We start from the raw sequence: 11,785 nt of genomic DNA, 5'->3' as shown, positions 1-11,785 counted from the left end.
GCCGCCGGCCGGGCGCCGCCGTGTGCCTTGGTTTCCTCCGCTCGATCGGGCACAGTGGGCCTCTCTCGCCGCCGCGTCGTCAACGCTGCTCAGGAGATCCCGTATGCGCTCGATCCTGCCCACGCTGCTCCACTCGGCCTTCGTCGGCGTCAGCCGGCTCGCCAGGCTGCGCTTCGAGGCGCAGGCCCACCGGGCGGGCGCGGTGAACGAGCGCCTGCTCCTGGACATCGTGAAGCGGCACAAGGGCACCGAGTTCGGGCGACGGCACCATTTCAGCGCGATCCGGACCGTGGGGGATTTCCAGCGGGCGGTGCCGATCGCCACCTACGACGACCTCCGCGCCGATATCGAGCGCATGGCCCGCGGGGCGCGGGGCGTGCTCACCGCGGATCCTGTCGCCGCGTTCGCGCTGACCTCGGGCACGACGGGCACCCAGAAGCTGATCCCGATCACCACGCTCACGCAGCGCGGGCTCGGGCAAACCCTCCTCACGAGTCGCGGCATCCTGTTCAAGGCGATCTCCGCGTCACGCGAGGACAGGCCCGCGGCGGCGTTGATGAGCGCGCTGCTGACCGGCAAGACCGAGGGCGGCTTTCCGACCGGCTCGACCTCCTGCTACATGATGCGCGCCGCGCTCGAGCGGCGACCCGGAGCGTGGGCTTCCCCGCCCGAGGCCTACCACGTCCCGACCCAGGCCGACGCGCTCTACCTGCACCTCCTGTTCGCGCTGGCGCAACCCGCGCTCGGATCGATCGTCGCGCCGTTCGCCTCCGGCCTCCTCGATTTCTTCCAGGTCCTCGAGGCGCGCTGGCCCGCGCTGGTCGAGGACCTCGGCCGCGGAGCGCTGCGCCCCGACGTCGCCGTGCCGCCCGAGCTCGCGCAGCCGATCCGCGCCAGGCTGCGGGCCGATCCCGGGCGGGCGAGCGCCGTGGCGAAGGAGCTCGCGCGGGGTCTCGCCGGCATCGCCCGGCGGCTCTGGCCGGGCCTCACCCACGTCTCGGGCGGCACGAGCGGCAGCTTCCGGATCTACGCCGAGAAGCTCGCGCGCTACGTCGGCGATGTCCCCATCTACTCACCTTTTTACGTGTCCTCGGAGGCGATGCTCGGCTTCAACCTCGGTCTGGGCGCCCCTGTCTACGCCCTCCAGCCGAGCTCCGCCTTCTACGAGTTCATCCCAGCCGACGACCTCGACGCGGAGCGCCCCTCGGTCCGGCGCATCGACGAGCTCACCGAGGGGGAACGGTACGAGATCGTCGTCACGACCCACGGCGGGCTGTACCGCTACCGCATGGGCGACGTGATCGAGGTCGCGCGCCACCACCGTCGCGTGCCGGTGGTGGAGTTCATCCACCGGCGCGGGTGCCTGCTCAACATCGCCGGGGAGAAGACGTCCGAGCACGCGATCCATCGCGCCCTGGACGAGGCGCTGTCGAAGGAGGCCCTCGGGCTCGTGGACTTCTCGACGATGGAAGATGCCGAGTCGGCGCCCAAGCGCTACGTCGTGTTCGTGGAGCTCACCGAGGGCAGCCGGCCTGTGTCCATCGAGCGGCTCGCCGGGCGGATCGACGACGCGCTCCGCGCGGCCAACCCGTACTACGCCACGCTCCGGGGGCGCCTCGGGCCGCTCTCGCTCCACGTCGTGCAGCCGGGGACGTTCCGTGAGCTGCGCGAGCTCCTGGTCCGCCGGGGCGCCTCGCCCGGCCAGGTGAAGGTGCCGCGCGTTGTGACCGAGGGCCCGCTCGCGGAGCTCTTGATGGCGCGCGGCGAGGCCGCGCCGGAGCCTGCTGTCGCGCCCTGACGGGGCTTCCTCGTCTCGGCCCGGCCCGCCGTCCGGGCGCGCGGCGCCGCGGCGGCGTCGCTGTCGAGATGGCCCCCTGGTCGCCGGGACCGCCAGCCGCTGCCGGCTGAAGCCACAAAAAGAAACCGCCCGCAAGCCGAGGCCTGCGGGCGGTCTTCATGATCCGCGATTCGTCTACTTCAGGCGGGCCAGCATCTCGACCTTCTCCGAGTCGAGACCCGTCCAGGTGCCCCAGCCCGACTTCTGGGCATCGGTGTACGCGTGCTCGTAGATGCCACCCGTATCACCCGACTCGGGGTTGATGGACCAGTACGTGAAGTCCGTCATCTTCCGCTTGATGAGGTAGTCCACGTACATGTTCTGCCACTCCCAGTCGTAGCGCTTGCCGGCGGGCAAGTGCGCCCACTGCGTGGCCAGCGCCGGATCCATCTCGTTCTTCGGCCAGTCCTTCACGCCGCCGAACTCGCCGGTGATCACGCAGAACTTCTGCTCGTGCAGGAACCCGAAGTGCTCGTCCCACTGCTTCTCCAGGCTCGCGACGGCCTGGGCGTTGCTGCGCTCCACGATCAGACCGCACTTGGCCGCGGCGGCCGCCTCGTCCTCGAGCCCGACGCACTCGGGCTTGGACTGATCGACGTGCTGCTTCTGAACGAACACTGCCGGCCCGTAGGTGTGGGGCGAGAAGCAGAGCCGATCCTTGGGGACCTGGATCGGGTAGGCCGTCTGTCCGTAGAAGTTCTCACCCCAGTTCGGGTTGAGGTTCTCATCGCCGTGGGGCTCCGGCTCCAGGTCCAGGCCCGCGCCACCCGCGATCTGGTGGCTGCCGGACACGCCCTGCACCACCGCGATCATGTCGTCGTTCTCGGACGCGATGGCGTCGTAGCAGGCCTTCGCCATGTCCGCCCACTGGGGCCAGGAGTACTTCCACGGCTCGTTGAAGCAATCGACGCCGATGACGTTGTCGACCCCGAGCTCCTTGGGCAGCCGCGCGATCGCCTTGATGTCCGCGATCCACTTGTCGAAGTTGTAGGCGTCCTCGCCCATCGTGCAGTTGTAGTCGTCCGCCTTGTAATCGTAGTTCTCGCGGCTGCTGTCCACGTAGGGCGGGGCATCGTCGAGCCGGCCCGCGCGCCACCCGATGTGGTTCGAGCAGGAGTGGATGCCGATGATGACGTTCAGGCCGTTCGCGTCAGCCTGCTTGAGGAAGTCCTCGAGCGCCTCGCGGGCGTTGGCGTACGGGTAGACCGACTCGTCGTTGTTCCTGATCCGGGGCGTCATCGTGCTGTAGTTGCCGTCCGGATGGTTGGCGACCAGGGTCTGCGGCGCGATGGGGAGCCGGATCGTGTTGAACTTGAGCGCAGAGCTCGTGAGCTCCTTCATCGTTTGCTCGATGGTGCGCGGGGCGTCGTTCTCCGCCCACCACATCGACCCGATGAAGAGCTCCATGGCGCCGGGGCGCTCGAGATCGTCCTGCCCCTCGAGCCCGAACCAGTTGCCGCCGCGAACCTGGATCGCGGTGCCGTCCTGCGTCAGGCGGCCATCCTTGACCCGGAACTTGCCGGCCGGCGAGCCATCGGTCTCCGGCGTGGGCTTCCCATCCGGGTTGGTCGTGCCGCCACCGACGCCGGTGCCGCCCGTCGGGGTGCCCGCTCCGGTGCCGCCGGTCGGCGTGCCCGCCCCGGTGCCCGCACCGCCGGTGCCGCCCGTCGGGGTGCCCGCCCCGGTGCCGCCGGTCGGCGTGCCCGCCCCGGTGCCCGCACCGCCGGTGCCGCCCGACGGCTCCCCGGTCGCCCCGCTCGAGCTATCGCCGCCGCAGCCGACGCCCACCAGACCGAGAATGGAGAAGGAAAACAAGAAGATATGGCTTCTTCGGATTCTCATGGCTTCGCTCTTTTCGTTAAGCACAAATTCAGTACAAGGTACACGTCCCGAGCGACCACATCCGTGGTGCGACCGTAAGCCAGTCCAAGATCGTCAACTGGTCGCGCTCGGAACTCGACCCTGAACCGAATTCGCAATCAAGCAACACCGACGGGTTGCCAACCGGCCTCGTACACTACCCGTCAAGAAAACAGGGGTCAAGACGGGACTGCCCCTACGGGCCGGGGACCAAAATCTCGATCGGGTGTCTCTTTCCCACGCGAGCGGATCGACGGAGGATGCTCTCTGTCGAGCCCGAGAGGCCCGTGTCGCTGGAGGAGGGGACGGCCGCGCCAGGGGGCCTGGCCTCGGATCGCGCTTGAGCTCCCCAGCCGCCGAATTGCATTCGGCGCATCGCGTTCACGTCAGACGCGCAGCGTCATCGATGCTGAGCCTCATCAGCCGCCGAATCGCATTCGGCGCATCGCGTTCACGTCAGACGCGCAGCGTCATCGGTGCTGGGTCCACTTCGGGTGAAACGTTTCAGCGAGGGGAGATCGGAACGGCGGGGTGGCGGACGGGTCGGTTCTCCGGGGGAGGGGTGCATGACAGGGCGCCGCTCGGTCGGAACCCGAGCGCTCAGGCGCGGGTCGAGGAGAGTCACCCCCTCACCGCCGGGCGACTCACGGCGGTATGCTGCCGTCATGGACTGGAAAGAGCGCTGTCGCGCCCGCCTCCACGAGCACCTCGACCCGCACGGCGACCTCGCGCCTCCCTGGGAGCGCTTCCCCGATTACGAGCGCCACACGATGGGGTGGCGAATGGGCGCCGGTGAAGACTGGATGGGGCTGTGGGGCGTCTTTCTCGAGCAGCTCGCGCCCGACCTCGAGACCCGCGTCGCCTACCTGCGACGCCACCCTCCGGCGCCGATGAGCTGGGCAGACGCCGTTCATGACGTGCTCTATCCCACCGAGCGATCGGAGGACGACGGCGACGAGGACGACAGCGATGAGGATGATCCGACGGAGACTGCCCAGCGCCGCGCCGCGCTCGTGGAGCAGGGCTTCATCGCGTCCGACGTCGCTTTCACCACGTGGCTCGGCCAGCAGAAGGACGTGCGTTGGCCGTGGGAGCGCGGCGCGACGCCCGAGGACGCGGCCCGGTACGACACCCGCGAGCTCTGGTTCTGGTCGCGTCGGATCGCCGGGCTCCGGAGCGCCGGCGGATGGAAGCCGCCGATCGTGCCGGAGACATGGCGCGCCTGCGCGCGAGCGCTCGAGAGCGGCGACGCAGGACCGATCGAGCCCGGCCGCGGGCTCAGCTCGCTCGCGCGGTTTCTCTGCGCCGGAGACGTGAAGGCCCCATGGCAGCTCGGCCTGGATCTCGCCGACTTCGCGGACTCGTTCGATGACGACATGGGCTACGTCGATGCGTTTCGCCTGTGGGGGATGTCGGCCTTCGACGACGCCCACCAGCTTCGCCTCTATCTCGAGGCCACGCGAGCTCCGCCGGACTGGAGGGCCTGGGCAGAGGAACAGTTTCCTGTCGATTGAGCCGCGACAGGGAGCGCTGGCACACGAGGGCATGATCCGACGAGCGGGCGGAGCGAGCGTACATGCTGCGCAGATGAGCGCACATCGGGCATGCCTCGCGGGTCACGAGCGGTCTCCTCACATGGCGTCACGGATCTACCCAGGCCGCACGAGCGAGCGTCTGGTGGTCTGGGTAGATCTGCTGGAATGCTCAATAAAATCGATAAGATAGGACGGGTGTTCCCCGCTCGGCGAGGCCCGCTTTCCCCCTTGCTCGGCCGGATCACGCCGTGGTAATTTTTGGGGCGTCCTGGACGCTCTGGGAGGGAAGGCAGGCTCCAGGACACGCGGAGACACTCTCCTTCTTCGTGCCTCCTGCGCTGTTGCCGCGGTTCCCTCTCCTCTTCGCAAGGCCGTTGTCCTGCTCCGCCGTCGGCCTCCAGGGTCGAAGGGGGCGCTCACACGCTCATGCGCCAGCGGTCCAGCGCGGCGCTTCCTCCCGATCGTCAATGCTCACCCTACCCAGCTACCACTCCGTCATTCACTTCGATCCGACCGACGACTCCGCCCGCTACCGCGCCATCCGCGCGTCCGACGGCGCGCCCGTGGTGCTCAAGGTGCTCGGCGCCGGCGCGTCGCGGATCGTGGACCGCGCCCGCGTCAAGCACGAGTACAAGCACATCGCGCGCATCGAGTCCGAGCGCGTCGTCAAGGTCCACGGCGTCGAGGAGCACGACGGTGAGCTCGTCGTGGTCCTCGCGGACGCCGACGGAGAGGAGCTCGGGAGCTTCCTTGCGGCGCAGGGCCAGCTCGACGTCGATCGGTGTCTCGATCTCGCCATCTCCATGACCGAGGCGGTGCGGGTGCTGCACGGGCACGACGTCGTGCACGGCGCCGTCCGGCCGAAGAGCTTCGTCGTCGGCGACGACGACGAGGTCCGGATCCTGAACTACGGGGTCGACGCCGCGGTCAGCCACGAGGGCGCGTCGCTCTACGGCGAGGCCTTCATGGCCGACGTGCTCCCCTACCTCTCGCCCGAGCAGACCGGCCGGATGAACCGGAGCGTCGACCACCGCTCGGATCTGTACTCGCTCGGCGCGCTGTTCTACCGGATGCTCACCGGGAGCCTGCCCTTCGAGGCGAGCGATCCGCTCGAGCTCATCCACGCTCACATCGCGCTCATCCCCGATCACCCCACGGCCCGGAGCGCCGATGTCCCCGCCCCGCTCGGCGACGTGGTGATGAAGCTGCTCTCCAAGGACGCGGAGGATCGCTATCAGTCCGCGAGCGGCCTGCTCGCCGATCTCCACGAGTGCCGGCGGCGCTTCGCGCAGGGCCGCCGCCTCGAGCGCTTCGAGCTCGGCCAGCGCGACGCCGCGTACCTGCTCCAGATCCACCAGCGGCTCTACGGCCGCGAGGAGAGCATCGCGCGCCTCACGGCGGCCTTCTTCGAGGTCCTGGGCGGCGCGCGCAAGGTCGTCCTCGTCTCGGGCTACTCGGGCATCGGCAAGTCGTCGCTCGTCCGGGAGATCCTGAAGCCGCTCGCGCGCGAGAAGGGCTATTACATCAGCGGCAAGTACGACCAGTTCAACCGCGATCGGCCGCTCGGCCCGGTGCTCCAGGCGTTCGACGCGCTGCTGCGGCAGATCCTGTCCGAGAGCGAGGAGCGCATGGCGCGCTGGCGAGCGGCGATGATCCAGGGGCTCGGGAGCAACGCGCAGGTCATCTGCGAGGTCCTCCCCGCGCTCACGTACCTCGTCGGCGCGCAGCCGCCCGTGCCGTCGCTCGGCCCCGTCGAGGCGCAGAACCGGCTGAACCTCACCTTCCAGAAGTTCGTCTCCGTCTTCACCGGGCAGGGGCGCCCCGTCGTCCTCTTCCTCGACGATCTCCAGTGGATCGACGCCGCGAGCCTGAGCCTCGTCAACGCGCTGCTCGAGGGCGACGGGCTCGGGGCGTTCTTCTTCTGCGGCGCGTACCGCGACAACGAGGTGAGCGCCGCGCACCCGTTCATCCGCGCCGTGGAGGACCTCCGGAAGGCCGGCGTCGAGAGTGAGCCCATCGTGCTCACCCCGCTCGAGCTCCCGCACGTGACGGCGCTCCTCGGCGACAGCCTCGGGCGCCCGGACGTCGGGCAGCTCGCGGCGCTCGTGCTGAGGAAGACCGGCGGGAACCCGTTCTTCATCAAGCGCTTCCTCAAGTCGATCCACGACAGCGGCGCGCTGTCGTTCGACCAGGCCGGCCGCTGGTCGTGGGACCTCGCGGCGATGAGCGCCCTCGAGTACACCGACAACGTCGTCGATCTCATGGCGAGCAACATCCGCCGCCTGCCCGCGCCCACGCAGGAGGCGCTGCGGCTCGCGGCGGCCCTCGGGAACCGCTTCGATCTGGGGACGCTCTCCACGATCAGCGGGTGCTCCGTCGACGAGCTCTACGCGCGCGTCGAGCCGGCGCTCAAGGAGGAGCTCATCACGAGCGACGGGGCGACCCACCGCTTCGTCCACGACAAGATCCAGGAGGCCGCCTACTCGATGATCCCTGTCGAGGAGCGGCCGGGGCTCCACCACCGCATCGGGATGCTCCTGCGGGAGGCGCTCGGGGCCGACGCGCGCGGGCTGTTCGACGTCGTGAACCACCTGAACCGCGCGGGCGATCTGATCGGCGGCCGCGCGGCGCGCCTCGACCTCGCGCGGATGAACCTCGCCGCGGCCGAGCGGGCCGAGGAGAGCTCGGCCTTCGACGCCGCGCTCAAGTACCTGGCCGAGGGGATCGCGCGCCTCCCCGACGATCCGTGGGGCACGGAGTACGAGCTCACGTTCGCGCTCACCACGAAGGTGGGGCTCATGCAGGTGCTCGCCGGCCGCCCCGACGAGGCCCTCGTCACGCTGGACGGGGCCGTGGCGCACGCGGGGAGCCGGCTCGACAGGACGCGCGCCTACGGGGCCAAGGTGAAGGTGCATGTCCTCAAGGGCGATCTGTACGCCGCCCTGACCGAGGGGCTCGTGGCCCTGCGGCTCTTCGGGATCGATCTCCCGCCCTTCCCGTCGGACGAGGCGGTCGCCGGCGACGTGGAGGCGACGCTGAAGTTCCTCGACGGCCGCTCGATGGAGTCGCTCGTCGGTGTGCCGCGGCTCCAGGACCCCGAGATCGCCGCCCTGCACAGCGTGCTCGAGGAGATGATCTCGTCCTGCTACTTCCTCGCCAGCAACAACTTCGGGTTCTGCGTGATGAAGATCCTGCGGGACACCGTGCACTACGGCGTCTCGCAGAGCTCGGTCTTCTCCTATGTCGTCTTCGGCCAGATCCTGTGCGTCAGCGGCCGTATCCCGCTCGGCTACGCCTTCGGCGAGGCCGCGGTCGAGCTGCTCCGGCGCTACCCGGACAAGCGGAACGACCCGATCCTCGCCTGCATGTGGGGCGGGTTCGTCATGCACTGGCGGACGAGCTACGCGAGGGGGCGCGAGATCCTGCGCTCCGGCATCCACGCGGGCCTGGAGACAGGGCAGTACATCTGGGCGTTCTACTGCATGGTGAACGCGAACACGAGCACCCTGCTCCTCGGCCTGCCCCTCGCCGAGATCAAGGCCGAGTCGAGGTCGCTGCTCCCCCTGCGGAAGTTCGACAGGTGGAATTTCATCACCTGGATGGTCAGCGCCATCGGCCAGCTCTGCGAGAACCTCATGAGCCCGGATCCCGGCCCGTCGGACCTCGCCGGCGCGTGGATCCAGATCGACGAGATCGTCGCGGCCGCGGCGGCGATCAACAACCAGGCTTCCCTCTTCTTCGCCCTCTTCTACCGGCTCGTCCTGCGCCTGTTCCAGGGCGATCACGCGGGGGCGGCGGCGCTCGCGTTCGAGGCGAACCCCACGATCATCGGGATCGCCGGCTGGCAGGGCAACCCGCCGTTCCACTTCTACGGGGCCGTCGCCCTGATCCTGGCGGCCGAGGGCGCGGAGCCGGAGACGCGGGAGAAGTACCTCGAGAAGGCCCGCGCGATGGGCGAGAAGGTCGCCTTCTGGGCGAGCCACGCCCCCGACAACATGAGGCACCGCCACCTCCTGCTCTCGGCCGAGCTCGCGCGCGTGGGCGGCGACAGGCGAGGGGCTTTGGAGCTCTACGACGAGGGCATCCGCGCGGCCGCGGACGGCGGCTATCTCCACGACGGCGCGCTGGGCAACGAGCTCTGCGCGCGCGCCTACCTCCAGCTCGGGAGGACGACGCTCGCGCGCGCCTACATGGTCGAGGCGCACGCGCAGTACGCGCGCTGGGGCGCCTCGAGCGCCATGGCCCGCCTCGAGCGCGATCATCCCGATCTCCTCGTGAGGCGCGAGCTGCCCGCCCTGGCGAGCCCGCCGGTCGTCGTCCGGGAGGACCTCGACCTGCGCAGCGCGCTCAAGGCATCTCAGGCCCTCTCCGGGGAGATCGTCCTGCCCCGGCTGCTCGAGGCGCTGATGCGCATCATGCTCGAGAACGCCGGCGCGCGCCGCGGCTTCCTGATCCTGAAGGACGAGGGCCGACTCACCATCGAGGCCGCCGGCGACGTCGCGGACGACCGGATCGAGCGGATCGCCTCGGTTCCGCTGGACTCCCGCCCCGACCTGGCGGCCAACGTGGTTCATTATGTCGCGCGGACCGCGGAGAGCGTCGTCATCGACGATGCCCCGAGCCATCCGTCCTTCGCCTCCGACCCGTATGTCAGGGCCGCTCAGCCGAGGTCGATCCTCGCCTCGCCCATCTTTCATCAGGGGCGCGTGCTCGGGATCCTCTACCTGGAGAACGCGGTGGCCAGCGCTGCCTTCACGCGCGACCGCGTCGAGCTCCTCGGCCTCCTGTCGACCCAGATCGCCGTGTCGCTGGAGAACGCCCGCCTCTTCGCCCAGCTCGAGGACAAGGTGGAGGCCCGCACCGCCGAGCTCAGCGAGGCGCACGCCCAGCTCGGGGAGCTCTATGCGGCGCGGGAGCGCGAGCAGGAGGAGAGGATGCTGGAGCAGCGCGCCCTCATCGAGCAGCAGCGCGAGGTCATCCACGCCCTCTCCGCCCCCATCCTCCAGGTCTGGGACGGCGTGCTCGCCGTGCCGCTCGTCGGCGCGCTCGACAAGGAGCGCGCCGACGAGCTGATGCATAGCCTGCTGCTGGCGGTCTCGCGCGGCGACGCGCGCTTCGCCATCCTCGACACAACCGGCGTCGAGGCCATCGACGAGGCCGTCGCCGATCACCTCGTCCGCATCGTGCGCGCCGTCCAGCTCCTCGGCGTCCGGGCGATCGTGACCGGGATCCGCCCCGCTGTCGCGCGGACGATGACCTCTCTGGACATCGACATGCGCGCCCTGGGCACGCACGCCACGCTGCGCGAAGCCCTCAAGTTCTGCATGCGGAGCCTCACCGCCGCGCGGCGCGCGCCGCGCTGACCCCGCTCATCAGGGCGGGGAGGCGTCGGACGTGCCGGTGAGCTTCGCCTTCGCGAGATTGCTCGCCTCGAGCTTGGTCTCCGCGTCCTTCACCGCGGCCGTGCCGGAACCCGTGATCGTCACCGACTCCTCGCCGAGCGCGTAGATCGTGAACTCGTAGGTGTCGGTGTTGGCGTTCCCGCCGCCGAAGTTCGGGCAAGGCCCGAGGTAGTTGCTGTTCTGCATGGCGCCGATGGACGCCGCGTTCTTGAACTCCTCGGGCAGCGAGGTGACGTCGGCTGGAATGTTGTAGATGACCCAGTGATAGCCGTTCATGTTGGGCGGCGTCTTGGTCGTCAGGGTGACGTCGATGAAGGTGATGGCGTAGCTCTTCGTGCCCGGAGGCCCTGCGGTCCAGTGGAGCTCCGGCAGGAGGCTGCCGTTGAAGCCGGCGGCCGCGCAGGTGTACTTGTCGGCGAACTCCGCGCCTTCCGTGTGATTGGGGCTCGTGAGCGTGAATTCACCGGAGGACGTGTCGCCGCCGCCGCCGCCGTCGCCCGTCGAGCCGCCCGCGCCGCCGCTCCCCGACGCCGCCGTCGTCGAGCCATCCGCGCCGCCGCTGCCCGACGTCGCCGTCGAGGTGCTCGTGGGGCCGGCCGAGGTCGTGCTGCCGCTGGTGGTGCTCCCGCTGCTCGTCGCGCCGCTCCCGCCGTCCCCCGACGGATCGGGATCGCTGCTGGAGCAAGCCAGTGTGGCGAATGGCACGCCTGCCAGGACGAGGACTCGAACGGTACGAATGATCCTGTTCGTGATGGTCTGCATTGGCGGACTATGTCACGTTCGCGTTCTGGCAGCGATGACAGCGCGCCTCGCTTCACGATAAATATCCGCAAATCCGCGGCATATTTCCCGGAACAGCGCACAGTGGGTGTCGTTCGGTATTGCGTTCGGTATTGTGAACGTTCACTCGGTGCTGACCGGCCTCATCGACGACGCCAGAGAGCATGTTCGGCTGCGGAGGAGATTTGCAGAGACAGCCTTCGAAGCCGGGTGCCCTCGCTGGCGCCACGGTGCTTGTCACCGCGGGCGCCGGCGGCGTGGGGCACCTCGAGGTGCAGCTCGCGCGGCACCTCGGGCTGCGGGTCGTGGGCCGCACGATCGGCGAGATCGCGATCCGCGTGGCCGACGGGTGGTGAACCGCGGGGCGCGAG

At 69.5% G+C, this 11,785-nt stretch carries 6 protein-coding genes; 4 read left to right on the top strand and 2 right to left on the bottom strand.

The window, feature by feature from the left end:
* Positions 1-103 precede the first annotated feature (103 nt).
* Entirely contained in the window at positions 104-1,798 is a 1,695-nt protein-coding gene (locus WME76_RS24100) for a GH3 auxin-responsive promoter family protein (RefSeq protein WP_437954628.1), read from the top strand.
* 174 nt (positions 1,799-1,972) lie between these two features.
* Here the strand turns inward: WME76_RS24100 and WME76_RS24095 are convergent, their stop codons facing one another.
* Positions 1,973-3,679: a glycoside hydrolase family 5 protein gene (locus WME76_RS24095; protein WP_437954627.1), complete on the bottom strand. Its 1,707-nt coding sequence runs from the start codon at positions 3,677-3,679 to the stop codon at positions 1,973-1,975.
* Positions 3,680-4,362: 683 nt separating this feature from the next.
* Between WME76_RS24095 and WME76_RS24090 the strand changes: the two genes are divergently transcribed.
* Positions 4,363-5,211, top strand: coding sequence for a hypothetical protein (locus WME76_RS24090; protein WP_061614144.1), 849 nt, complete (start codon positions 4,363-4,365; stop codon positions 5,209-5,211).
* Positions 5,212-5,699: 488 nt separating this feature from the next.
* Positions 5,700-10,595, top strand: a complete 4,896-nt coding sequence (locus WME76_RS24085) for an AAA family ATPase (protein WP_437954626.1) — start codon at positions 5,700-5,702, stop codon at positions 10,593-10,595.
* Between the two features lie 9 nt (positions 10,596-10,604).
* Here the strand turns inward: WME76_RS24085 and WME76_RS24080 are convergent, their stop codons facing one another.
* Positions 10,605-11,339 (bottom strand): YbhB/YbcL family Raf kinase inhibitor-like protein, encoded by a 735-nt coding sequence (locus WME76_RS24080; RefSeq protein WP_437954625.1) that lies wholly within the window; start codon positions 11,337-11,339, stop codon positions 10,605-10,607.
* A gap of 260 nt (positions 11,340-11,599) precedes the next feature.
* Here WME76_RS24080 and WME76_RS24075 point away from each other — a divergent pair, with 260 nt between their 5' ends.
* Complete coding sequence (locus tag WME76_RS24075; protein ID WP_437954624.1) at positions 11,600-11,770, top strand: hypothetical protein; 171 nt, start codon at positions 11,600-11,602, stop codon at positions 11,768-11,770.
* Positions 11,771-11,785: the final 15 nt, after the last annotated feature.

The organism is Sorangium sp. So ce119, assembly GCF_051524405.1.
GTDB classification, from domain to species: Bacteria; Myxococcota_A; Polyangia; order Polyangiales; family Polyangiaceae; genus Sorangium; species Sorangium cellulosum_G.
This window is presented reverse-complemented; position numbering and strand designations above follow the sequence as displayed.

What these genes read in the sequence shown, in the direction of transcription:
- WME76_RS24100 (WP_437954628.1), top strand. Translation starts at nt 104, where the DNA reads ATGCGCTCGATCCTGCCCACGCTGCTCCACTCGGCCTTCGTCGGCGTC.
- WME76_RS24095 (WP_437954627.1), bottom strand. Translation starts at nt 3,679, where the DNA reads ATGAGAATCCGAAGAAGCCATATCTTCTTGTTTTCCTTCTCCATTCTC.
- WME76_RS24090 (WP_061614144.1), top strand. Translation starts at nt 4,363, where the DNA reads ATGGACTGGAAAGAGCGCTGTCGCGCCCGCCTCCACGAGCACCTCGAC.
- WME76_RS24085 (WP_437954626.1), top strand. Translation starts at nt 5,700, where the DNA reads ATGCTCACCCTACCCAGCTACCACTCCGTCATTCACTTCGATCCGACC.